The organism is Bradyrhizobium sp. USDA 4461, from assembly GCF_054055655.1.
In genome coordinates this window covers 8,324,960-8,348,029 of record NZ_JBSRXM010000001.1, presented here as the reverse complement: position 1 = coordinate 8,348,029, position 23,070 = coordinate 8,324,960, and the positions used below count along the sequence as shown (strand labels likewise).

At 66.0% G+C, this 23,070-nt stretch carries 24 protein-coding genes; 12 read left to right on the top strand and 12 right to left on the bottom strand.

Annotated features, from left to right (window positions below):
- Positions 1-10 precede the first annotated feature (10 nt).
- Together ACVINW_RS39000 and ACVINW_RS38995 are read left to right on the top strand one after the other, a co-directional pair.
- The gene (locus ACVINW_RS39000; RefSeq protein ID WP_456756210.1) at positions 11-1,225 is read left to right on the top strand and encodes an acyl-CoA dehydrogenase; all 1,215 of its coding nucleotides are present in this window, start codon (positions 11-13) and stop codon (positions 1,223-1,225) included.
- A gap of 130 nt (positions 1,226-1,355) precedes the next feature.
- A complete protein-coding gene (locus tag ACVINW_RS38995; RefSeq protein ID WP_456756598.1) occupies positions 1,356-2,273 on the top strand; it encodes an MBL fold metallo-hydrolase in 918 nt (305 codons plus the stop codon).
- A 128-nt stretch (positions 2,274-2,401) separates the two neighbouring features.
- Here the strand turns inward: ACVINW_RS38995 and ACVINW_RS38990 are convergent, their stop codons facing one another.
- Positions 2,402-3,259 carry a DUF1499 domain-containing protein gene (locus ACVINW_RS38990; RefSeq protein ID WP_456756209.1) on the bottom strand — a complete coding sequence of 286 codons (858 nt, stop codon included), beginning with the start codon at positions 3,257-3,259 and terminating at the stop codon, positions 2,402-2,404.
- A 308-nt stretch (positions 3,260-3,567) separates the two neighbouring features.
- Positions 3,568-5,196 (bottom strand): fatty-acid--CoA ligase, encoded by a 1,629-nt coding sequence (locus ACVINW_RS38985; RefSeq protein WP_456756208.1) that lies wholly within the window; start codon positions 5,194-5,196, stop codon positions 3,568-3,570.
- 76 nt (positions 5,197-5,272) lie between these two features.
- On the opposite strand from ACVINW_RS38985, the gene ACVINW_RS38980 reads away from it, so the two are divergent.
- Complete coding sequence (locus ACVINW_RS38980; RefSeq protein WP_456756207.1) at positions 5,273-6,436, top strand: extensin family protein; 1,164 nt, start codon at positions 5,273-5,275, stop codon at positions 6,434-6,436.
- A gap of 24 nt (positions 6,437-6,460) precedes the next feature.
- Here ACVINW_RS38980 and ACVINW_RS38975 read toward each other — a convergent pair whose 3' ends face one another.
- On the bottom strand, positions 6,461-7,138 hold the full coding sequence (locus ACVINW_RS38975) for a L,D-transpeptidase (protein ID WP_456756206.1): 678 nt from the start codon (positions 7,136-7,138) through the stop codon (positions 6,461-6,463).
- Between the two features lie 336 nt (positions 7,139-7,474).
- On the opposite strand from ACVINW_RS38975, the gene ACVINW_RS38970 reads away from it, so the two are divergent.
- Positions 7,475-8,452 carry a magnesium transporter CorA family protein gene (locus ACVINW_RS38970; RefSeq protein ID WP_456756205.1) on the top strand — a complete coding sequence of 326 codons (978 nt, stop codon included), beginning with the start codon at positions 7,475-7,477 and terminating at the stop codon, positions 8,450-8,452.
- A gap of 131 nt (positions 8,453-8,583) precedes the next feature.
- Positions 8,584-8,805 (top strand): hypothetical protein, encoded by a 222-nt coding sequence (locus tag ACVINW_RS38965; RefSeq protein WP_456756204.1) that lies wholly within the window; start codon positions 8,584-8,586, stop codon positions 8,803-8,805.
- A gap of 125 nt (positions 8,806-8,930) precedes the next feature.
- On the opposite strand, the gene ACVINW_RS38960 is transcribed toward ACVINW_RS38965, so the two are convergent.
- Both ACVINW_RS38960 and pdxH read right to left on the bottom strand, forming a co-directional pair.
- Complete coding sequence (locus ACVINW_RS38960) at positions 8,931-9,683, bottom strand: SDR family NAD(P)-dependent oxidoreductase (RefSeq protein WP_456756203.1); 753 nt, start codon at positions 9,681-9,683, stop codon at positions 8,931-8,933.
- Between the two features lie 149 nt (positions 9,684-9,832).
- Positions 9,833-10,474 carry a pyridoxamine 5'-phosphate oxidase gene (gene pdxH / locus ACVINW_RS38955; protein WP_456756202.1) on the bottom strand — a complete coding sequence of 214 codons (642 nt, stop codon included), beginning with the start codon at positions 10,472-10,474 and terminating at the stop codon, positions 9,833-9,835.
- A 108-nt stretch (positions 10,475-10,582) separates the two neighbouring features.
- On the opposite strand from pdxH, the gene ACVINW_RS38950 reads away from it, so the two are divergent.
- A complete protein-coding gene (locus tag ACVINW_RS38950; protein WP_456756201.1) occupies positions 10,583-10,990 on the top strand; it encodes an RT0821/Lpp0805 family surface protein in 408 nt (135 codons plus the stop codon).
- 124 nt (positions 10,991-11,114) lie between these two features.
- Positions 11,115-12,071: a DnaJ C-terminal domain-containing protein gene (locus ACVINW_RS38945; protein ID WP_456756200.1), complete on the top strand. Its 957-nt coding sequence runs from the start codon at positions 11,115-11,117 to the stop codon at positions 12,069-12,071.
- Between the two features lie 388 nt (positions 12,072-12,459).
- Here the strand turns inward: ACVINW_RS38945 and ACVINW_RS38940 are convergent, their stop codons facing one another.
- Both ACVINW_RS38940 and ACVINW_RS38935 read right to left on the bottom strand, forming a co-directional pair.
- Positions 12,460-13,224, bottom strand: a complete 765-nt coding sequence (locus tag ACVINW_RS38940; RefSeq protein ID WP_456756199.1) for an anti-sigma factor family protein — start codon at positions 13,222-13,224, stop codon at positions 12,460-12,462.
- Positions 13,225-13,305: 81 nt separating this feature from the next.
- Positions 13,306-13,794, bottom strand: coding sequence for a sigma-70 family RNA polymerase sigma factor (locus tag ACVINW_RS38935; protein ID WP_021076763.1), 489 nt, complete (start codon positions 13,792-13,794; stop codon positions 13,306-13,308).
- A gap of 222 nt (positions 13,795-14,016) precedes the next feature.
- Here ACVINW_RS38935 and ACVINW_RS38930 point away from each other — a divergent pair, with 222 nt between their 5' ends.
- The 4 genes from ACVINW_RS38930 to ACVINW_RS38915 all read left to right on the top strand — a co-directional run bounded on the left by ACVINW_RS38930 (position 14,017) and on the right by ACVINW_RS38915 (position 18,059).
- Positions 14,017-14,616 carry a histidine phosphatase family protein gene (locus ACVINW_RS38930; protein WP_456756198.1) on the top strand — a complete coding sequence of 200 codons (600 nt, stop codon included), beginning with the start codon at positions 14,017-14,019 and terminating at the stop codon, positions 14,614-14,616.
- Between the two features lie 219 nt (positions 14,617-14,835).
- On the top strand, positions 14,836-15,924 hold the full coding sequence (gene aroC / locus ACVINW_RS38925; protein WP_456756197.1) for a chorismate synthase: 1,089 nt from the start codon (positions 14,836-14,838) through the stop codon (positions 15,922-15,924).
- Between the two features lie 49 nt (positions 15,925-15,973).
- Positions 15,974-17,167, top strand: a complete 1,194-nt coding sequence (locus ACVINW_RS38920) for an adenylate/guanylate cyclase domain-containing protein (RefSeq protein ID WP_456756196.1) — start codon at positions 15,974-15,976, stop codon at positions 17,165-17,167.
- A gap of 13 nt (positions 17,168-17,180) precedes the next feature.
- Entirely contained in the window at positions 17,181-18,059 is an 879-nt protein-coding gene (locus ACVINW_RS38915; RefSeq protein ID WP_456756195.1) for a DMT family transporter, read from the top strand.
- A 6-nt stretch (positions 18,060-18,065) separates the two neighbouring features.
- Here the strand turns inward: ACVINW_RS38915 and clpS are convergent, their stop codons facing one another.
- The gene (gene clpS / locus ACVINW_RS38910) at positions 18,066-18,371 is read right to left on the bottom strand and encodes an ATP-dependent Clp protease adapter ClpS (protein WP_021076758.1); all 306 of its coding nucleotides are present in this window, start codon (positions 18,369-18,371) and stop codon (positions 18,066-18,068) included.
- A gap of 228 nt (positions 18,372-18,599) precedes the next feature.
- Here clpS and ACVINW_RS38905 point away from each other — a divergent pair, with 228 nt between their 5' ends.
- Positions 18,600-19,448, top strand: coding sequence for a DUF1194 domain-containing protein (locus ACVINW_RS38905; protein WP_212017953.1), 849 nt, complete (start codon positions 18,600-18,602; stop codon positions 19,446-19,448).
- 101 nt (positions 19,449-19,549) lie between these two features.
- Here the strand turns inward: ACVINW_RS38905 and ACVINW_RS38900 are convergent, their stop codons facing one another.
- Genes ACVINW_RS38900 through ACVINW_RS38885 form a run of 4 tightly spaced genes read right to left on the bottom strand, consistent with a single transcriptional unit; the run spans position 19,550 to position 23,006 of the window.
- Positions 19,550-20,383: a nucleotidyltransferase domain-containing protein gene (locus ACVINW_RS38900; protein WP_456756194.1), complete on the bottom strand. Its 834-nt coding sequence runs from the start codon at positions 20,381-20,383 to the stop codon at positions 19,550-19,552.
- Between the two features lie 53 nt (positions 20,384-20,436).
- Positions 20,437-21,678 carry a class I SAM-dependent RNA methyltransferase gene (locus ACVINW_RS38895; RefSeq protein WP_456756193.1) on the bottom strand — a complete coding sequence of 414 codons (1,242 nt, stop codon included), beginning with the start codon at positions 21,676-21,678 and terminating at the stop codon, positions 20,437-20,439.
- A complete protein-coding gene (locus ACVINW_RS38890) occupies positions 21,671-22,432 on the bottom strand; it encodes a TlyA family RNA methyltransferase (RefSeq protein ID WP_456756192.1) in 762 nt (253 codons plus the stop codon). The genes ACVINW_RS38895 and ACVINW_RS38890 overlap by 8 nt, the downstream gene beginning before the upstream one ends.
- A 10-nt stretch (positions 22,433-22,442) precedes the next feature.
- On the bottom strand, positions 22,443-23,006 hold the full coding sequence (locus ACVINW_RS38885; protein ID WP_456756191.1) for a nucleoside 2-deoxyribosyltransferase: 564 nt from the start codon (positions 23,004-23,006) through the stop codon (positions 22,443-22,445).
- Positions 23,007-23,070 lie beyond the last annotated feature (64 nt).

The following is a 23,070-nucleotide window of genomic DNA, read 5'->3' as shown; positions in this document are numbered from 1 at the left end:
AGGATGTTTCATGAGCGTGCGCCCCCAGTCCAAGGACAAGCCGGCTGCCGCCAGCTTCCAGTGGGATGATCCCTTCCTGCTTGACGACCAGCTCACCGAAGACGAGCGCCTGATCCGCGACACCGCGCGGGCCTATGCGCAGGACAAGCTGCTGCCGCGGGTCACCAAGGCCTATCTGGAAGAGAAGACCGACCGCGAGATCTTCAACGAGATGGGCGAGCTCGGCCTGATCGGCGTGACGCTGCCCGAGGAATATGGCTGCGCCAATGCGAGCTACGTGGCCTACGGCCTCGTCGCCCGCGAGATCGAGCGCGTCGACTCTGGCTATCGCTCGATGAACTCGGTGCAGACCTCGCTGGTGATGTATCCGATCTACGCCTATGGCGACGAGAGCCAGCGCAAGAAATATCTCCCCAAGCTCGCCACCGGAGAATGGGTCGGCTGTTTCGGCCTGACCGAGCCCGATGCCGGTTCCGATCCCGGCGGCATGAAGACCCGCGCCGAGAAAGTCGCCGACGGCTACAAGCTGAACGGCGCCAAGATGTGGATCTCGAATGCGCCGATCGCCGACGTGTTCGTGGTGTGGGCCAAGTCGGCAGCGCATGACAACCAGATCCGCGGATTCATCCTCGAGAAGGGCATGAAGGGCCTGTCGGCGCCGAAGGTCGGCGGCAAGCTCTCATTGCGCGCCTCGATCACCGGTGAGATCGTGCTCGATAACGTCGTGGTGCCGGAAAGCGCGCTGCTGCCCAACGTCTCCGGCCTCAAGGGCCCGTTCGGCTGCCTCAACCGCGCCCGCTACGGCATCTCCTGGGGGGCGCTCGGCGCCGCCGAGGACTGCATGCACCGCGCGCGCCAGTACACGCTCGACCGCAAGCAGTTCAACCGGCCGCTGGCCGCCACCCAGCTGGTGCAGAAGAAGCTCGCCGACATGGAGACCGAGATCGCGCTCGGCCTGCAGGCCTCATTGCGCGTCGGCCGCCTGATGGACGAAGGCAAGATGGCGCCCGAGATGATCTCGATCGTCAAGCGCAACAATTGCGGCAAGTCGCTCGACATCGCCCGCATGGCGCGCGACATGCACGGCGGCAACGGCATCCAGATCGAGTATCACGTGATGCGGCACGCCGCGAACCTCGAGACGGTGAACACCTATGAGGGCACGCACGACGTCCACGCGCTGATCCTCGGCCGCGCCATCACCGGCATCCAGGCGTTCTCGTAAGGGACACTGCTCCGACAGCGTAGGATGGGTAGAGCGAAGCGAAACCCATCTTACTGCCCGCCATGCGGCTCGCATGATGGGTTTCGCTGCGCTCTACCCATCCTACAAGATCGCACTCCGGGCACTCCCCATGGCCGACAACGACGACATCCCGTTCAATCGTGATTTTCCGCTGAAGCCCGGCGTGGTCGAGCAGGTCCGCCCCAGCGTCCGCCGCGTCCTCTGCAACAATCCGAGCCCGTTCACCTTCACCGGCACGGTCAGCTACATCGTGGGCGAGGGCAAGGTCGCGATCATCGACCCCGGTCCTGACGACGAGGCGCATGCGAAAGCGCTGCTCGATGCGGTCAAGGGCGAGACCGTGACCCATATCCTGGTCACCCATACCCATCGCGACCATTCGCCGAACACGCCGCGGATCAAGGCCGCGACCGGCGCGCCTGTTTATGCCGAGGGGCCGCATCGTGCCTCGCGGCCGCGCTTCGAGAGCGAGAAGCACAATCCGGAATCCGGCGCCGACCGCGATTTCCGGCCGGACATCGCCGTCAAGCACGGCGACGTCATCGAGGGGGCAGGCTTCGCGCTGGAGGCTGTCGCGACCCCCGGTCACACCGCCAATCATCTGGCCTTCGCGTGGACCGAGCGCAGCATCAATTTCGTCGGCGACCATGTGATGGGCTGGTCGACCTCGATCGTGGCGCCGCCGGACGGCTCGATGATCGACTACATGGCCTCGCTGGAGCGGCTGGAGCAGCGCCCCGAGCAGCTCTATTTCTCGGGCCACGGTCCGGAGATTCCGGAAGGCCCGCGCTATGTCCGTTTCCTGGCGCGGCATCGCCGCGCGCGCGAGGCGTCGATCCTGCATCGGCTCGGCAAGGGCGAGGCCGACATCCCGACCATGGTGCGGGCGATCTATATCGGGCTCGACCCGCGCCTCGCCAACGCCGCCGGCTATTCGGTGCTGGCGCATCTGGAGGACCTGGTCGCGCGCGGCGTCGTGGCGACCGACGGCGATCCGGTGATCGGCGGCACGTATCGGTTGGCGTAGGGACGCTGTCCATTCGTCATTCCGGGGCTCGCGAGGCGAGAGCCCGGAATCCATTTCACCACATCACTTGCGGCCCGATGGATTCCGGGCTCATCGCTGCGCGATGCCCCAGAATGACGGAGAGAGATTTATTTCTTCACCGTCTTCGCCGGCGGCGCCTTGGGTGCGACCGGAGCCGCCTTCTTCGCCGGCTTGTCCTTGTCGTTTTCCGCCGCGGTGTTGAGGTCCTCGATCAGCTTCTTGACCCGCGCGGCGTTGCTGCCGAGATCGGTGTCGAAATAGCGCGAGGCCGAGCGGATATCGACGCGGGAATCCTCGTCGTCGGGTGTCACCCGGATCGCGACGTCCTCGCGGAAGCCCATGATCGGTGTGCGCGCCACCGCTTCGATGCGGCCGATATTGCGCGGCGGCTGCGGGGCGCGGGCGTCGATGACGAGCCATTTGCGGCGGTTGACCAGCCGCAGCGCCAGCTCGTAGGCGCGGTCGGCCGGGACCTCAAGCTCGACCGTCTCAATATCCGGATAGGCGGCGCGCTGCCGCTCGGCCGAAGCGAGGCCCGCGTAGGCAGCGGGATTGGTGCCTTCCCCGGTGCGCAGCCGCGCCAGCGCCTCGAATCTCGGCGGGTCGATCGCATCTGTGGTGACGTCGTAGAGCCGCGGCAGCTTGCGGTACTGATAGGTCAGGTAGGCCGGGTAGGCGAGGATCGCGGCGTCGATCAGGAACGCGAGCAGGATCCGGCCCATGCCGCGGGTGCCGTTCTGCCAGATCGCGGCGAAGGCGGCCAGCCCAAGCAGGACCGACAGGCCGGCCAGGCCCAGCGCGCCGAAGAAGGTCGCCAGCGCCGGCTTGACCTCCAGGAACCCGAAACGGACGATCAGGATCGAGACCACCACCGCGACGACGGAGAAGATCGCGAGGTTGCGCGACCAGGTGGCAAGACCGGACACGGGCTCCTGCTGGTAGGGAGCGGAAAACCTGCGCGCCATCGTCGAAAAATCTGCCGGTTGAGATGTCCCCGGCGACCTCGGCCGCCGCCAATGACCGTGTGAGACCACGGACCTGCGGCGAATTCAAGGGATTTGGGCGGGTGTCTTATGCTCCGTTGGAGGGCAGGGCGATCGCACATCGCCGGCCTCCGCAGCGGCGCACGGCCAAAACATCGAAAACAACCCCATGCAAAGGAGCCGGCGGCGTATGCCGGCCCCACCTCGGTCCGCATTTCGCTGCGCGTCATGCGAACCGATCCCGGAGCGAGCTGCGCTCGTCTCGACCCCCTCCGGGGAGATAAGGGAGCCTACGCCGCAGCGGTCGGGAAGGTGTAGTCCTTGAACTGGTCGCGCAGCGCCGTCTTCAGGATCTTGCCGGTCGCGGTGTGGGGAATGCCGTCGACGAAGGCGACGTCGTCCGGCATCCACCATTTGGCGATCTTGCCATCCATGAACTTCAGGATGTCCTCCCGGGTGGCGCTCTGGCCCTGCTTGAGTTGCACGATCAGCAGCGGCCGCTCGTCCCATTTCGGGTGATGGACGCCGATCACGGCGGCTTCCGCGACCGCCGGATGGCCGACTGCGAGGTTCTCCAGATCGATCGAGGAGATCCACTCGCCGCCGGACTTGATCACGTCCTTGGAGCGGTCGGTGATCCGCATGTAGCCGTGCTCGTCCATCGTCGACACGTCGCCGGTGTCGAAGAAGCCGGCATCGTCGAGGATGTTGGCATCGACCCGGAAGTAGGCCTTGGCGATCGCGGGACCGGAGACCTTGAGGCGGCCGAAGGTCTTGCCGTCCCACGGCAACTCCTTGCCGGCATCGTCGGTGATCTTCATCTCGACGCCGAACGGCGGATAGCCCTGGGTTTGCAGGATGTCGAGCCGCTCCTCGCCGCTGCGATCGGTGAACGGCGGCTTCAGCGTCGCCAGCGTGCCGAGCGGACTCATCTCGGTCATGCCCCAGGCGTGGCGCACCTGGCTGCCCATGTCGAGGAACGCCTTGATCATCGAGCGCGGCATCGCCGAGCCGCCGCAGATCACCATCTGGAGGTCGGGCAGCTTGAGATTGTTGGCGGCCATGTATTGCAGCAGCATCAGCCACACCGTCGGAACGCCGGCGGTATGGGTGACCTTCTCGGTCGACAGCAGCTCATACACCGAGGCGCCGTCGAGCTTCGGGCCGGGCATCACCAGCTTGGTGCCCATCGACGGTGCCGAGAAGGCGATGCCCCAGCTGTTGGCATGGAACAAGGGCACCACCGGAAGCATTGTGTCCGATGCGGAGGTGCCGAGCGCGTCCTTCGAGTTGGCCATCAGCGCGTGCAATACGTTGGAGCGGTGCGAATACAGCACACCCTTGGGATCGCCCGTCGTGCCGGAGGTGTAGCACATCGCCGCCGCGGTGTTCTCGTCGAAGCTCTTCCACTCGAACTTGCCGTCGGATGCCGCGATCCAGTCCTCATAGGCGACCGCGTTCTTCAGCGTGGTCTGCGGCATGTGCGCCTTGTCGGTCAGCACCACGTAGCGCTCGACGCTCGGCAGCTGGCTTGCGATCTTCTCCAGCACCGGAACGAAGGTGAGGTCGGTGATGACGATGCGGTCCTGGGCGTGGTTGACGATCCAGGCGATCTGTTCCGGAAACAGCCGCGGATTGACCGTATGGCAGATCGCGCCGATCCCCATGATGCCGTACCAGACCTCGAGGTGGCGCCAGGTGTTCCAGGCGATGGTGGCAATGCGGTCGCCGAGCTTGATGCCGTCGCGCTCCAGGCTCTGCGACACCTTCAGCGCGCGGGCATGGATCTGAGCATAGGTGGTGCGATGGATCGGGCCTTCGACCGACCGCGTCACGACTTCCTGCGTGCCGTGATATTTCGCGGCGTGCTCAATAATCTTGTGGCACAGCAAGGGCCAATCTTGCATCAAGCCAAGCATACGCAACTCCCTCCTCGATCCTCACGCATGATCTGCCGGCATCTTGGACGGCCGGCAGTAAAATCATGGAACTGACATGAACTGTAGCGCGGAGAAAGCAAGCCGAAAATGGCCTGATGGCGCGTTTCGTCGCGCCTGCGCGGCAATGGTTACCGCTGCCGCCGCGCTGCTCTGCCTTGGCATGCAAGCGGGCCCCGCAGCGGCCGCCCGCGGCGCGCCGAGCTTCCCGTGGGACGATCTGTTCGGCACAAGGCCGCAGCGGGCGCACAAGGCCGTGCGCCGCTCCGCGGTGCCGCTGCCGAAGCCGCGCCCCGCCGAGGCGCCGGCGGCATCCGAGGCACCGGCGACCGCTGAGCATGAGCCGCCTGCGGCCGCTACGCAGCGGCCTGCCGCGCCTGCCGAAGCCGCCAAGCCGGCTGAAACGGCCAGACCGGCCGAGCCGCCCAGGCCGCAGCTCTCGGCCTGCCGGCAGGCGCTCACCGAGGAGATCGCGATCGCGCCGAGCATTCCGGATATCCACGGCGCCGGCGGCTGCGGGGGCGAGGACCTCGTGCGGCTCGAGGCCATCGTGCTGGCGGACAAGCGCAAGGTCGCGGTCAAGCCCGCGGCGATCCTCCGCTGCAAGATGGCCGCCGCAGTCGCGGACTGGGTCCGCACCGATATCGCGCCGCTGGCGCAGAGCTTCGGCGGCGAGATCAGCAATCTCGACAATTTCGACTCGTTCGAATGCCGCGGCCGCAATCGCGTCGCCGGCGCACAACTTTCCGAACATGCCCGCGCCAATGCGCTCGACGTGCGCGCGTTCGGTCTTGCCAACGGCAAGTCGATCTCGCTGACCGATCGCAGTGTGCCGCGGACCCTGCGCGAGACCGTGCTGCATTCGGTCTGCTCCCGCTTCTCCACCGTGCTCGGCCCGGGCTCGGACTGGTACCACGAGGACCACATCCATCTCGACCTGATCGAGCGCCGCAACAATTACCGGATCTGTCAGTGGAACGTGTACGACCCGCTGCCGCAGGTCGCGCCGGTATTGCCGGCCGAGCGGCCCGAGGAGGCGCCGCCGCGCGAGGTCGCTGCAAAATCGGACGTGTCCAAGCCGGACGCATCGAAAGCCGACCGCAGCAAGGCCGATGAGCCGGATGCGGCGAAATCAGACGATGCGGCCCCGTCCGAGGGTGCAGCCGAGACCAAGCCGCAACCGCAGCCAACAAAAAAGCGCCGGCACAGCCGGCGCTTTTGATCTCGTCCGCGTATCTGGTGCGGTTCAGTAGGTGACGTTGCCGCCACCCTGCAGCGCCATCTGCGGCTTGTAGGGCGAGTCGCCGTGCTTCGGCTCCAGCACCACCACGATGGTGCCGAGCTTGACGCGGTTGTAGAGGTCGATGACGTCCTCGTTGGTCATGCGGATGCAGCCTGAGGAGATCGACGAACCGATGTATTCCGGCTGGTTGGTGCCGTGGATGCGGAACAGCGTGTCCTTGCCGCCCGAGTAGAGATACATCGCGCGCGAGCCCATCGGATTGTCCGGGCCCGGGGCCACGAAGGTCGGCACGCCGAGGCGCGAGATCTCGCCGGGAGTGGGGTGCCAGGCCGGCCATTCGGTCATGCTGCCGACCTTGGCGATGCCGGACCAGGCCATGGCTTCTTCACCGACGGTGATGCCGTAGCGGATCGCCTTGCCGTCGTTCAGCACGTAATAGAGGTAGTGGTTGTCGGAATCGACCACGATGGAGCCGGGGGCTTCCTTGCGGTGATACTCGACGATGGCGCGGCGGAACGGCTCGGCGACCGGGGTCTTGACGTAGGTGGTCTTGGCCAGCAGTTCCTTGTCACGCGGCTTGAACGCAGCGGTATTGGTTGCCTCGTAGGTCGTGGCCTGCATGCAGCCCGACAACATCAGGCCCGCAGCGAGGATCCCGAGGGTAACTTTGAGCGACGACATGATTACATTCCAATCGAAAATCCGCGCCCGAAAGCGCCAACATTACGCCCCAAACGCCACGATTCCATGAGGGGCATTATCGCTGAAACCTGTGGTTCTTCCCAGACTTTAGATGGCTTTCCCGCATCGCGGGACGTGATCTGTGGCTTTTTTGCCGCAACTGTTCTGGCGTGGGTCGATTTTTTGTGCAAACAGGCAACGGTCGTCGAGTCGAAGCTCCCTCACTGCCACCTGGCCGCCACAAATATGGACGCCCGGTTAATGCCGCGGTCATGAAGCGCCCGCCAGAATCGGGCTAAGTCGGCGGTCTTGCCAGCCCTTTTTGTGGAGTTCGTGATGCTGTCGGTGTTCGTTCCCTCCGATTTCTCCCTCAAGAAGGTCGCCGCCACCGACCTCGGCGCGCTGCCCGAGGGCGCGGTCTGGGTCGATCTGGTGAACCCGACCGTGGAGGAGGACCGGGCCGTCGAGAAGCTCGCGGGGATCGCAGTTCCGACCCGGGAAGACATGCAGGAGATCGAGATCTCCAGCCGGCTCTATATCGAGAACAGCGCGCGCTACATGACTGCGACGCTGATGTGCCATTCCGACACCGACATGCCGCGCACCACGGCGGTCACCTTCATCCTGACCAGCCATCGCCTGGTCACGGTGCGCTACGACCTGCCGAAACCGTTCGCGCTGGTCGAGAACAAGCTGGCCCGCGCCTGTTCCCCCGGCATCACCGGCGAGCAGGTGCTGATGGAACTGCTGGATGCCGTGATCGACCGCTGTGCCGATCTGCTGGAGCGCTGTGGCGCCGACATCGACCAGGTCTCGCACGACATCTTCGAGCCGGAGAGCGAGCGCCACGGCCACGCCAAGCAATATTCGCAGATCCTGATCGCGATCGGCCGCAAGGGCGACCTGACCTCGAAAGTTCGCGAAAGCCTGGTCTCGATCGGCCGCCTCGTCACCTTCCTGTCCGCGATCGTGGAAGGGGTGAAATGGTCCAAGGACATGCGCGAGCAGCTCAAGACCATGCAGCGTGACGTGGCCTCACTGACCGATCACGCCTCCTATCTCTCCAACAAGATCACCTTCGTGCTCGACGCCATGCTCGGCGTGGTCAATCTGGAACAGAACAACATCATCAAGCTGTTCTCGGTGATGGCGGTGGTCTTGATGCCGCCGACGCTGATCGCCTCGATCTACGGCATGAATTTCAAGATCATGCCGGAACTCGAATGGACGCACGGCTATCCGTTCGCGCTGGTGCTGATGCTGATCGCGGCGATCGTTCCGTACTGGATTTTCAAGTGGAAGAAGTGGCTGTAGCGCTTGTTCCATCGTCGCGTTTTGGGACGCGCTTTTCTGCCTTATTTCCTCTCCTAAAATTTGAGGGTTGCGCTGAACGTTTGGGCGAAACTTGTCTGCGATAACGCCCGCCTCGAAGCCGGAGGACAGCAATGGTTGAGAAGATCATAACGCCACGGCGTAACGTCATCGACTTTGCGCGCTATCAACAGGACCGCGCAGCAGGCAAGGTGCAGGCGATCTCGCCGAGACTTTGCCGTTACTGTGACGCGGCGCTGCTTGATGGCGAGGACGAAGACGACTGCTCCAGCGCGCTGAACGACGTCGCGCTGCGGCAGACTGAGAAGAAGTCACGCCGGTTTTACGCCGACTAGAGGCAGAAGCCTCGTCCGCGTCGTTACGCCTGCCATCGAAGCATCCCTCTATCACGGCCGCGGCGGCGGCCGGGATCGCCTCGAACCCCTCGCTTCCTTCCCCGGAACACATCCAAGCCCGAAGCTCAGACGTGCTGGCCACCATTGATGTGGATCTCGGCGCCGTTCACGTAAGAGCTGGTCTCCGTGCACAGCACGTAGATGATCTTGGCGACCTCGTCGGGGGTGCCGAGACGATGCATCGGGATCTGCTGGTCGACGATCTTCTCGGTGCCGGGCGACAGGATCGAGGTGTCGATCTCGCCGGGCGCGATCGCGTTGACGCGAACGCCGACGCGGCCGAAGTCCGATGCCATTTCGCGCGTCAGCGCCGCCAGCGCCGCCTTCGAGGTCGCATAGGCCGCCCCCGCGAACGGATGCACGCGCGAGCCGGCGATCGAGGTGACGTTCACCACGGCGCCCTTGGCGTGCTTCAGCTCCTCGATCAGACCGCGCGCGATCATGATCGGAGCGAAGAAGTTGACGTGGAAAACGTGATTCCAGGTCTCGACGTCAGTGTCCATGGTGCCAAGCCGGCCGCCGCCGGGCGCCTTCGGCGAGATCGCGGCGTTGTTGACCAGCGCGTGCAGCTCGTCGTTGTCGAGCCGCCGCCGGATCTCGGAGATCGCGCGCACGGTGTCGTCATGGCTGCCGAGATCGACCTCGATGTGGTCTTCCGGCCCGGCGCCCCACGGACAGACCTCGGGGAAGGCATGCCGCGACAGGGTGATGACGCGCCAGCCGGCGGACGAGAACCGGATCGCTGTGGCGTGGCCGATGCCGCGGCTCGCGCCGGTCAGGAGCAGCGTGCGCCGCGGCGCATTGGAAGGGCGGGTCATCGACGGGGTTCTTTCGTTTTCGTCATGCGCAGCATCGTGCCGGGCATCGACGTCCTTGAACGATGGAGGATCAAGCCGTCGATGGCCGGGGTCATCTTACACGAAGACGCGCTTCGTACTTTCGCCCTTCCATGACGGTCGCGGCTTTTTCAGGGATAGAGCCGCACCTTCGACCAGGCGCTGCCGGCGCCATCGCGGCGGAATTCGATGCGGTCGTGCAGGCGATACGGGCGGTCGTGCCAGAACTCGATGCGCTGTGGCGTGATCCGCCAGCCGCTCCAGCCCGGCGGCCGCGGCACCTCGCCGATGACATATTTCGCGCCGGCCTTGGCGATCGCCTGCTCGAAGGCGAAGCGGCTCTCCAGCGGCTGCGACTGCTTGCTGGCCCAGGCGCCGATCTGGGCCTGCTTCGGCCTTGTGGCGAAATAGGCGTCGGCCTCGGCATCGGTGACCGGCGCGACCGGCCCGCGGATGCGCACCTGGCGGCGCAGCGATTTCCAGTGAAACAGTAAAGCCGCCTTAGGATTTGCGGCCAATTCGCGGCCCTTGGCGCTGGCAATGTGACTGTAGAACACGAAGCCGTCGGCATCGAAGCCCTTCATCAACACCATTCGCACGTCGGGCAGGCCGTCGGCGTCGACGGTCGACAGCGCCATCGCGTTCGGATCGTTCGGCTCGGACTTGACCGCTTCCGCAAACCATTCGCCGAACAGGGCGAACGGCTCCTCCGCCGCGGTGAAATCACCCGATGTTAACGGTGTCGGGTGTTTGATGGAGGTCGTGTCGGTCATGTCAGGAGTCCCGATTTGCATCCGCCCGCGTCAGACAACGCGTTACTGGCCCTATATAGGGCATGGGGGCGCGTTGGCCTATCGGTGATCCGCCCCGCGGGCGCGGTGGTGACCTTGATCGTTGTCGGCGTCGGCGCCAGCGGCTGCAGCCTGTCGCGCACCGATGCCTTCGCCAAGATCGACGACAAGGATGTGACGGGCTCGATCAGCCCGACTCTGGTCAACGCGCCGATGCCGACCGACAGCGATCTCGCCTTCGCCCGCAACGCCGCCTCCGACGTGCTGACCAAGGGCGACAAGGATTCCAGTCAGCCCTGGGAAAACCCCGAAACCGGCGCGCGCGGCTCGGTGACGCCGCTGGCCCAGGCCTACTCGGGCGAGGACGGCAAGACCTGCCGGGATTTCCTCGCCAGCTATGTCAACGGAACCACCGAAAGCTGGCTCCAGGGCGCCGCCTGCAAGGCTGGACAAGGGCGGTGGGAAATCCATAGTTTGAAGCCGTGGAGAAAGTCCTGAGGTTCCGGCTGGAGTCGGTCCAGGACTAGTTGCAAAAATGCCACTGACCCCCCACATCAAGGCGAGGTGGGCCCGGATCGGGTTCCCAGCCAGAATCGATTTTCCCGTGAAGGAGACGTGACGGATGCGCGACCCCTATGAGGTCTTGGGGGTGCAGCGGAGCGCCAGCGCTGCGACGATCAAGAGCGCCTATCGCAAGCTCGCCAAGAAGCATCACCCCGACAACAACAAGAACGACCCGAAGGCGGCGGCCCGCTTTGCCGAGATCAACACCGCCAACGAGATCGTCGGCGACGAGGACAAGCGCAAGCAGTTCGATCGCGGCGAGATCGATGCCGAAGGCAAGCCGCGCTTCCAGGGTTTCCCGGGCGGCGGCAGCGCCGGCGGCCGTGCCGGTCCGGGCGGCTTCGAGTACAGCTTCCGCGGCGGCCCCGGTGGCGGCATGGGTGGCGGCAGCTTCGAGGACATCCTCAACAGCATGTTCGGCAATGCCGCGCGCGGCGGCGCCCGCGCGGGCCGCACGAGCCCGTTCGAATTCGATGGCGGTGGGGTCGGCGTCGACCTCGATCTGTCGGTCGCGATGACGGTCTCGCTGGAGGAATCGGTCAGGGGCGGCGACAAGCGTGTCCGCCTGCCGACCGGGCGCGAGCTCAACGTCAAGATTCCGCCCGGCGTCAACGCGGGCCAGCAGATCCGGCTGAAGGGGCAGGGCGACACCGCGCCGGGCCATCCGCCCGGCGATCTCCTGATCACGATCTCGATCGCGCCGCATCCGTTCTTCAAGGTCGACGGCAACGATCTCAGGATCGATCTGCCGGTGACGCTCTACGAGGCGGTGCTGGGCGGCAAGGTGCGAGTGCCGACGCTGGGCAGCGCGGTCGAGCTGTCGATCCCGAAGAACACCTCGAGCGGCCGCACCTTCCGCCTCAAGGGCAAGGGGCTGCCGAAGGCGGGGGCTGTCGGCGACCTCTACGTCACCACCCGCATCATCCTTCCCGATGGGAACGATGCCGAGCTTGAGGCATTGATGCAGACGTGGCGGGAGCGTAACCCCTATAATCCGCGCAGCGATCTCGGCTGACCGCCGAGGGCGCGTCCCTAAGACGCGAAGACGCGAAACTGCAACTACCCCGGACTCTATCGGGGTAGACGCGGCGTCGTGAGCGCGTCAAAGGATGACCGGCCGTCCGTACTCCTGGTCTGCGGCGTGCAGACCGGATGGCGGAAAAAGGAGTGCGGCCTCGAGAGGGGGACCAGCGCGGTACACAAAACCCCAATCGAGGCCGCGTGCGCCGATCGGCGGATCGGGCGCTGATCATCTTCGCGTGAGCATCCGGTGCGATAATGAGACGCCTCGATGACGCGAATCGAAGTTTTCAATGTCGGAATTTGGACGCCGAGTGAGGCTGGATTCACTTGCTCGAAACGGCACAATTTCGCGCCGCGATCTCCCGTAGAATTACGGAAGATCAGCCGCCGCTCTTCTCCATCTGATCGTATACGGCCTGCGCGACCTGGTTCAGCCGGCTGCGGTCGGTGCCGCCGCTGACCACATAGGCAACACCGCGATCGGCCCAAAACAATGCGCCGTCGCTGCCCTGCACGGCGTAGCGCATCTGGGTCGCCTCGGTCTTGGCCTTGGCGGTATAGACCGTGAAGCGCTCGCCGGACGTGCTCTCATACATCAGGAACGACGCCGGCCCGCTCGGCCCCGGCAGCAGGCGGCCGCCGACCAGCTTCAGCCCGCTGAGCTCCGGCGCCCGGACGTCCCAGCCGCAGCGCTTGGTCAGCCATTGCTGCAGATGGTCGCGCTCGCTGCCGGGCACCTCCACGGGATGCCGGACCTCGACCACGTAGAGCCGGTGCGCATCGAGCGCATCAAGCGTGAAGCTCTGGAAGGTCGATGGTGCAGCCGTAGCGCCGCGCGCGATCCAGCCCACGCTGCCGCCGGCGATGAAGGCGACCAGCGTTGCCGCCACCGCACCATAGACCCAGCGGCGCGGCTGGCGCACCAGCCGTTCGAGCTCGAGCCGCTTCGGCACCGCCTCGTCCAGCACGCCGTCGTAGCGCGCATGCAGCGTCTCGGCCATCGCGCGCCATGACTGCACCCGCGCCGCGTCGTCAGGATGGGTGGCGAGCCAAGCCTCGACATCGCCGCGGCGTTCGGCCGGCAGCTCGTTGTCGACGTAGGCGTGCAGCTCGTCTTCGGTGACGGGGATGTTCGGGTTCGTCATATCAGTCGTCTCTGCCAAATCCTGTTCGAAAATCGTTCAAGCGAAACAGCTCAAGCGAAATGCCTGCCATCGCGCACGTTATCATTTCACCCGCCTCAGCGCCGGGCGCTGGCCCTCGATCGAGGCCCGCACATGGGCGCGTGCGCGGGCGAGGCGGGACATCACGGTGCCGATCGGTACGCCCTGGATGTCGGCGACCTCGCGGTAGCTCATGCCCTCCAGCATCACCAGCAGCAGCACCGAGCGTTGCTCCTCGACCAGCGTCGACAGCGCGCGCTCGATATCGCGTCCCTCGGCCTCGGTGCCGCTGGCATCGGCATTGTTGTCGAGCAGCGGCATCAAAGGCGGCCGCCGCGCCAGCGAGCGCCTGCGGTTCTTGTTCAGGTTGGTCAGGATCGTGTAGAGCCAGCTCCTGACGTCGCCGCCGAGAAACAGCCGCTCCGAGCGCAGCGCCCGCACCAGCGTGTCCTGCACCAGATCGTCGGCGATATCGGTGTCGCGCGTCAGCGCCCGCGCATAGCGGCGGAGCGCCGGAATCATGGCTTCGACACTTTGGCGAAACGCGGTCATGCATCCAGTCTTCGATGGTCTCGGCGATGAGCTGCCTTGTCCAGCATAACACCCTAACGGCGTGGCTATTCCGGTTGCATCGATCTGCGCGCAGAGCGCCTCAGCTGCGGCGGATTTGGGCTTGTCGCCAGGCGAAGCGCTGGTGTACCTCGAAGCCATAAAATTCGAGGCGTGGAAGCCTGTGGTGAGGCGCCCGACAGCTCAGGATCAGCCGTTACGGGAATGCCGGTGCCGACCATCTACTACATCCGTCACGGCGAGACCGCGTGGAACGCCGAAGGCCGGCTTCAGGGCGCGCAGGATATCGCGCTCAACGAGCGCGGCCGCGCCCAGGCGGCGCATGCCGGACGCATCCTCGGCGATCTCCTGGCGCGCGACGGCCGTGACAAGACGACGCTGCCATTCGTCGCGAGCCCGCTGATCCGGGCGCGCGCCACCATGGAGCTGGTGCGCGCCGAGCTCGGCCTGCCGCCGGGCGACTACGCGCTTGACGCGCGGCTGCGCGAGATCGGCTACGGCACGTGGGAGGGCTCCACCTTGGCGCAGGCGCAGGCCGCCGACCCCGTTGTCTATGCCCGCCGCCTGGCCGAGAAGTGGCAGGTCGCGCCGGAGGGTGGCGAGAGCTATGTCGAGGTGCAGGCGCGGATGACCGACTGGTACCATTCGGTGACGTCGGACACCGTCGCCGTCGCCCATGGCGGCACGGCGCGGGCACTGATGGTGGCGCTCGGCTTCGAGACCCCGGCCTCGGCCGCCGAGCTTTATATCGAGCAGGGCGCGGTCTACGTGTTCGGCGCGGCGGGCCTGCGGAAATATAGTTAAAGCCAGTAACTCTCTCCATCGTCATTCCCCGGTGCGCAATTGCGCACCTGAGGGCGACGCGTAAGCGTCGAGCCCGGAATCCATCAGGCCGCGTGTCCCGTGGGCCAATGGATTCCGGGCTCTCGCTTCGCGAGCCCCGGAATGACGACCTGGACGGCTATGCCCGGCCCTGACGAAGTCGAGGTTTGACCCCGCTGCCTCCGCGCGTTACGACACGCCATGTCCTTCAACACCTTCGGCCATATGTTCCGCGTCACGACCTTCGGCGAGAGCCATGGGGTCGCGATCGGCTGCGTGGTGGACGGCTGCCCGCCGATGATCCCGCTGACCGTGGAGGAGATCCAGCACGATCTCGACCGCCGCCGGCCCGGCCAGTCGCGCTTCACCACCCAGCGCCAGGAGCCGGACGCGGTGAAGATCCTGTCCGGCGTGATGGCGCATCCGGAAACCGGCGTGCAGGTCACGACCGGCACGCCGATCGCGCTGTTGATCGAGAACACCGATCAGCGCTCGAAGGACTATTCCGAGATCAAGGACAAGTTCCGCCCCGGCCATGCCGACTTCACCTATGAAGCGAAATACGGCCTGCGCGATTATCGCGGCGGCGGCCGTTCCTCGGCGCGCGAGACCGCGACCCGCGTCGCGGCCGGCGCGATCGCGCGCAAGGTGCTGCCCGACGTGAAGGTGCGCGGTGCGCTGGTGCAGATGGGCCCGCACAAGATCGACCGCGAGAAGTGGGACTGGGACGAGATCGCCAACAACCCGTTCTTCTGTCCCGACAAGGACAAGGCGGCGTTCTTCGAGAGCTATCTCGACGGCATCAGGAAGAGCGGCTCCTCGATCGGTGCCGTCATCGAGGTCGTCGCCGAAGGCGTGCCGGCCGGGCTCGGCGCGCCGATCTATGCAAAACTCGACAGCGATCTGGCGTCGGCGATGATGAGCATCAACGCGGTCAAGGGCGTCGAGATCGGTGCCGGCTTCGGCGCCGCCGAACTCACCGGCGAGGAGAACGCCGACGAGATGCGGACCGGCAACAATGGCACGCGCTTCCTGTCCAACCATGCCGGCGGCGTGCTCGGCGGCATCTCGACCGGGCAGCCCGTGGTGGTGCGCTTTGCGGTCAAGCCGACATCCTCGATCCTGACCACGCGCCGCACGGTGGATCGCAAGGGCGCCGATACCGACATCCTGACCAAGGGCCGCCACGATCCCTGCGTCGGCATCCGTGCGGTGCCGGTCGGCGAGGCCATGATGGCCTGCGTGCTGGCCGATCATTTTCTGCGCGACCGCGGGCAGACCGGGCGCTGATCCCCTATATCCTATATAATGGCGGTACCAGACCGCCTTGGGGACTGCCATGAACGCGTCGGAGCTTCGGGATATCATCGCATGGATGATCGGCGGCGCGCGATCGGCGCCGACCCCGGTGCAGATGATGGCGGAATGCTGCGAACGGCTGACGCGGGCCGGGCTGCCGCTGTGGCGCATCGGCGTCTTCGTGCGCACGCTGCATCCCGAGATCTACGGCCGGCATTTCCTCTGGAAGCCCGGCGCCGAGGTCGAAACCGGCACCGTCGCGCACAACATCGAGGAGTCCCCGGACTTCGCCGTCAGCCCGCTGCGGATCGTCTTCAAGCAAGGTGTTGAAGTACGCGCGCGGTTCGACGACCCCTCGAGCAAACGCTTTCCCATTGTCGAGGACCTGCAAGCCGAGGGCGTCACCGACTATATCGCGGTGCCGCTGATCAACACCGACGGCCGCCCCAATGCGTCGAGCTGGACCACCAAGCAGCCGGGCGGCTTCACCGACGAGCAGCTCGATGCGATCCGCTCGATCGCCGTGCCGCTGGCGCGCTACATCGAAATCGTGACGCTGCGCCGCACCGCCTCGCTGCTGCTTGATACCTACGTCGGCAACCGCGCCGGCGAGCGCATCATGGGCGGCCAGATCCGGCGCGGCCATGCCGACACGATGGATGCCGCGATCTGGCTGTCCGACCTGCGCGGCTTCACCGCGCTGTCGGACCGCCTGCCGGCCGAGACCGTCGTCGAGATCCTCAATCTCTATTTCGACTGCCAGGTCACCGCGATCCGCGACCATGGCGGCGAGGTGCTCAAATTCATGGGCGACGGCCTGCTCGCGGTGTTTCCGGTCGACGAATATCTCGGCGACGAGGTGCAGGTCTGCTCGCGGGTGCTGGACGCCGCGCGCGCTTCCCGCGCAGGCGTCGAGGCGCTGCAATTCCCCAATGGCGATGCCGTCGAGCGTTTCCGCTTCGGCGTCGCGCTGCACCTTGGGCGCGTGCTCTACGGCAATATCGGCGGCGGCAACCGGCTCGATTTCACCTGCATCGGTCCGGCGGTCAATCTCGCGGCACGCCTCGAGAGGATCGCCGGCCGTCTCGGCCGCACCGTCGTCGCCTCCGAGCGCTTCGCCGGCATCCATGATGGCGGCTGGAGCGATCTCGGGGAGTTTCCGATCGCGGGATTTGCCAAGGCCGAACGGGTCTACGGCCTGTTCGACGAGGCGCCGGTCGCGGCTGCGAGCTAGCCGCCGGTGTGACGTGGCTGACACGAACGCGCAGCATCGCAAGGGGATTGCGCTGGTCGTGGCGGCCGCTGTGGCCTGGAGTACCGCGCCGTTCTTCACCCGGCTGCTGCATTTCGATTCCTGGACCATCCTGTTCTGGCGCGGGCTGTTCGGCGGCGGCGCGATCGCGCTGTTCCTCCTCGCGACGCAAGGCCGGCGCGGCGTGCGCGATCTCGTCGCGATGCCGGCGAGCGGATGGCTGGTGGCCGGTCTCTCGACCTTCGGCATGGTGACGTTCATTCCGGCGCTGCAACTGACCAGCGTCGCCAATGTCGCCATCCTCATCGCGATGCAGCCGTTCGCGGCGGCCGCGATCGCTCGACTCTGGCTCGGCGAGCGGGCGCGGCCCGGCACATTGCTGGCAAGCCTCGTCGCGCTCGCGGGCGTCGCCATCACCGTCAGCGGCGCCGCAGGCGTTACGGATTACAGGGGCATTGGGCTCGCCTGCGTGATGGTGCTGGCGATTTCGCTGATGACGGTGGTGATCCGGCGGCACCGGGGCGCGCCGATGATCGCTGCCGCGGCGCTCTCGAACTTTCTCGGTAGCGTCATCAGCCTGCCGCTCGGGCAGGGCATCGGCGCGGTTGGCGGCACCGATCTCGGCGTGCTCGCGATGTTCGGAGCGTGCCAGGTCGGGCTCGGGCTCACTTTGTTTACCGTCGGCTCCAGATTCCTGCCGTCCGGGCAGGCGTCGCTGATTGCCACCCTGGAGACGCCGCTGATGCCGTTCTGGGTATGGCTGGCGTTCGCTGAAGTGCCGTCGCTGCGCGCGCTCATCGGCGGCGCGATGGTGCTGGGGGCCGTCGTCGCAGACATCGTGGCCAGCCAGCGGGCCGAGTCAGCGCGACGGTGATGCCTGCTACTCTTCCGGCTCGGTGGTGAACAGCAGCGGATAGCCCTTGGCGCGGCCGGCGTCGGTGGCGCGCGTCGCCTTGGTTTCGGCGACATCCCTGGTGAACACCGCGACCACGCAGACGCCGCGCTGATGCGCGGTCAGCATCACCTTGTAGGCCTGGTCGTCGGTCATGCGGAATTCACCCTTCAGCACGGTGACGACGAACTCGCGCGGCGTGTAGTCGTCGTTGACCAGGATCACCTTGTGCAGGCGTGGCCGCTCGACCTTGGTCTTGGTTCGGGTTTTCGGCTTGACGACAGTATCTGGCATCGCACTCCCTCGCGATTGCCCCGTAAGACTACCGTCTTCCGGCAGCTGTTGGAACCGTTCGAATTGCACGGCCTCATTGCGGCAGCGGCACGGCGCGTGCCGCCGCATTCGCGGCAAGTCACGTCGAACCTGCAAGCGCCTAACTCGAATGTGAAGGACAGATGATATCAGCGCTTTTCGCCGCCTGATTTGCGTGTCACCATGACGCGACACGACGGGAGGGCCGCAATGCGCTGGTATGTCTCGATCGGAGCGGTGCTTGTCGCGGGCATGCTGGCCAGCGGCGATGTGGCCGGTGTTGCCGCGCCCGGCCCGGGACCACAGACCGGCCGGCTGGCTGAAAAGGAATCCACGCCGAGCGTCGACATCGAGCTGATCATCGCGGTCGACGTCTCCTATTCGATGGACATGGACGAGCTCGCGATCCAGCGCGAGGGCTATGCGCAGGCGATCGTTTCCAAGGATTTCCTGCAGGCGCTGAAGGCCGGCCCGAACGGCAAGATCTCGATCACCTATTTCGAATGGGCCGCCTCCAACGACCAGAAGGTCATCATCCCCTGGCGGGTGATCGACGGTCCTGAATCCGCCGACGCGGTCTCCGCCGAGATCATGAAGACGCCGGTGCGGCGCGCCTCGCGCACCTCGATATCAGGCGCGATCTATTTCGCGATCCCGATGTTCGACGAGAATCCGCATCGCGGCCTGCGCCGCGTGATCGATATTTCCGGCGACGGACCCAACAACAACGGCGCACCGATCACGCCGGCGCGCGATGCGGCGCTCGACAAGGGCATCGTCATCAACGGCCTGCCGATCATGGTCAAGGAGCCGTCCTACTCGACGATGGACATCGAGAATCTGGATTACTATTACGAGGATTGCGTGATCGGCGGACCCGGCTCCTTCGTGGTGACGATCAAGGATCGCGAGAAATTCAAGGAGGCGATCCGCACCAAGCTATTGCTCGAGGTCGCCGGCCGCACTCCCGAGCGCCCGGTGGTGCGGACCGCCGAGAAGGAGCCGCGGGTCAGTTGCATGATCGGCGAGAAGATCTGGCAGGATCGCTGGGGGCGATAGCTGTGATGTAGGATGGGTAGAGCGGAGCGAAACCCATCATTCTAGCCGCAAAAGAAGAATTGATGGGTTTCGCTCCGCTCTACCCATCCTACAGTTCTTTGCTAGCCCAGCCTGCAAATCTTTGAAACGTCGCTTTCAAGTTCGCGCAGCAGCTGCAACGCACCGGTATGCTCGCCGGCTCCGATCCGTCGCCAGACTTCGGCAACATGCGTAGCGAGGTCGCGGACCGTCACCGGAAAATTCGCGGCCTGCGCCAGCGCGCCCTTCTCGTTGATCAGATATTGCCCGTTCAGCGCAAACAGCACCTGCGCGATGCAGGCCAGCGCGCGATAGGCGCAGCCGGCGATGTGCGTGCTGTCGCCGCGCGGCAATGCGAGCTCGGCATTCTCGATCGCGAACAGGATTTCCCATTGGAAACGCCGCACGAGAGCATCGCGCAGCGCCGGCGGGTAGGGCGCAGTCCGCGCCTTCAATGCCGCGATCAGGGCGTCGGGATCATGCAGGACGCGGCACAGCGCGATCTCGCCCATCCAGATCGCCGAGCAGAAGCCGTGCGGATGGCCGGGCTGGTAGTGCACGCTGATCTCGCCGCCGCGGCAGGCATCGATGACAGCGGTGACCTGGTCGATGCTGCGGTAGAGCAGGTCGACCTTGCGGCCGCCGATCGCAAGCCAGGCGCCGCCGACGATCCATGGTCCCCATTCGCCGACCGGCGTCACATGCGCAGCAGCGGGATCGTCGACCAGGGCCGCAACCGCCGCGCGCAGCTGGTCGATATCGAGAGCGGCGCCATCCCGATAGTAGATACCGAGATCGCAATCCGACATTTCATGCGCTGTGCCGCGCGCCCGCGAGCCGCCGAGCACGATGGCGGTGACGCCGGGCACGGCGACGAGGATGGGAATGATGCGCGCGAGCAGCGGATCGTGGGACATGCAGGGCGGACTATAACGAGACTGCCAGGCGCTGCGATAGTCGCAGCGTCGTCTCAGCGCGCAAACCGTGCCACCAGCTCGATATGCGGCGTGTGACGGAACTGATCGACCGGGGTGACATCGGCGAGCTTGTAGCCGCCATCGATCAGGATCTTTGCGTCGCGCGCAAATGTCGCGGCGTTGCAGGACACCGCGACGACCACCGGCACCTTGCTGGCCGCGAGCTGGGTGACCTGCGCCTGCGCGCCCTGACGCGGCGGATCGAACACGACGGCGTCATAGTCGCGCAATTCCTGCGGCATCAAGGGGCGGCGGAACAGGTCGCGCGCCTCGGCCTTCAGCGGCTTCAGCCCCGGCGTCGTCTGCGCGGCCTTCTGCAGCGCCGCGATCGCGCCGGCGTCGCTGTCGAACGCCGCGATCCGCGCCTTCTCCGCGAGGCGCAGCGCGAACGGGCCGACGCCGCAAAACAGATCGGCGATGTGCTTGGCGCGGCCGCAATGCGCACGAACCAGCGCCGCAAGCGTCTCCTCGCCCTTGACGGTGGCCTGCAGGAACGAGCCCGGCGGCAGCACGACCTTCGCCTTGCCGATCGCAATCTCGGGCGAGCCGCGCTGCAGCACCAGTTCGCCGTGCCGGGTCAGTCGCGCCAGCCGGTGTTTCTCAGCGACGCGCGAAAGCGTGGCGATCAGGCTGGTCGGCAGCGAGCCTGAGCCGCGCACGTCGATGTCGAGGCCGTTGAGCGTCGCGGTCACCTGGATGTCGAGCGGCTTGCCGATCGAGATCAGCGGCTCGGCGACCGCCCAGGCCGCCTCGAGCGCGCCGTCGAGCGCGGGATCGAGGATCGGGCAGCGGTCGACGGGAACGATGTCGTGCGAACCGGCAGCGGCGAAGCCGACCTTGAGGACCTCATGGGTGCCCATGCGCCCGTGCAGCGTGATGCGGCGGCGGCCTGCGCCATGGGCGCCGAGCAGCGGCGCGACCTCGGCGTCGATCCTGGCCTGCGCCAGCGTTTCCACGACAATGTTGCGCTTCCAGGCGTGGTAAGGCGCCTCGCTCCAATGCTGGATCGCACAGCCGCCGCAGACACCGAAATGCGGACAGAACGGCGCGATGCGCTCGGGGCTTTGCTGGGTGACCCGCAGCAGCCGCCGCCGGTCGGGATGATTGCCGGGGACGTCCTCGACCTCGACGGTTTCGCCGGCCAGCGTGTAGGGCACGAAGATCGACTGCGTGCCGTCGATCGCGACGCCGTCGCCGCGGTGGCCGACATGGTCGATGGCGAGAAGCTCAGCCACGGCGGGCGCCGAGGAAGAATTCGATGTTGCCGTCGCCGCCTGGGATCGACGACGGGAACACCTCGATATCGGTGCAGCCCTGCGAGGCGGCAAAGGCGGCGATGTCGTCGCAGATCTGCTGGTGCACCATCGCGTTGCGGATGACGCCGCGCTTGGAGTGTTTGCGGGCCGCCTCGAACTGCGGCTTGATCAGCGCCAGCAGATGCATGGGTGCTGCCGCCAGCGACAGCGCCACCGGCAGCACCAGCTTCAGCGAGATGAAGCTGACGTCGATCACCACGACGTCGGGCCGCGCCGGCAGGCGCTTGCCCTCGAAATTCCTGATGTCGGTCTCCTCCATGGAGACGATCTTCGGATGCCCTTGCAGCGACGGGTGCAGCTGGCCGTGGCCGACATCGACGGCGAAGACGAGGCTCGCACCGTTCGCGAGCAGCACTTCGGTGAAGCCGCCGGTCGAGGCGCCGACATCGAGACAGACATGGCCCTCGACGTCGATCGGGTAGTGCTCGAGCGCGCCGGCAAGCTTGACGCCGCCGCGCGAGACATAGGGATGTGCCGGCTCGGCGGTGAGTACGGCGTCGGACGCGACGATCTCGGACGCCTTCGCAATCTGCTTGCCGTCGGCGGTGACGAGGCCGGCGTCGATCGCGGCGCGCGCCCGGGCCCGGCTCTCGAACAGGCCGCGTTCGACCAGCAGCACGTCGATGCGCTTGCCGGCGGAGGCGTTGTTGTCGTTGTCGCCCGCCTTGGTCACGTGTGTTTGCTCACTTGGCAGCCTGACGGCGCTGCGCGGTTGCGAGCCGCACGCAGGCCTCGAAGGAGGTGAGGTCGTGCCAGAGGTCGGCCGCCGGCTCGCGCGGGGTGACCAGCGGGCTGCCGTGCAGATCGAGCGCATGCATCATCATCAGATTGTCCGACAAGCCAAACTCTTCCACGGTCAGACCCTCCACGTCGATCAGGCGTCCGTCGGATGCCGGCGCCACCTGGCTCAGCCGTGCCACGCGATTGGCGTAGGACGTGGGATCGTTCGAATAGGCGAGGCACAGCTTGCCGCGTCCCGCCATGTAGCCGAGTTCGTAGACGGTGCCTGCGTCGGCACTGGGGCCGCGAAACGGCGTCAAATTGGCGATGATGGCGTCGGCGGACTCCATCATCGCCTCGTTGCTCTTGAAGATGCTGAGCGACGCGCCGGCGACGGTCGGATCGATGCTGTTGTCGAGCGGGTACAGCCCGGTCAGCCCGTGATAGGCGCAGACCTCCGCCTTGCGGCGGCCGATCTCCACGGCATCCGGCAGGAATACGTCAGGACCTGCCAGATAGATTCTCATGGACGTGCCGGTGCTATGGCGTTTCGTGCAAACGGGAAGCCAGAGCTCCGGTTCTGATTCAATC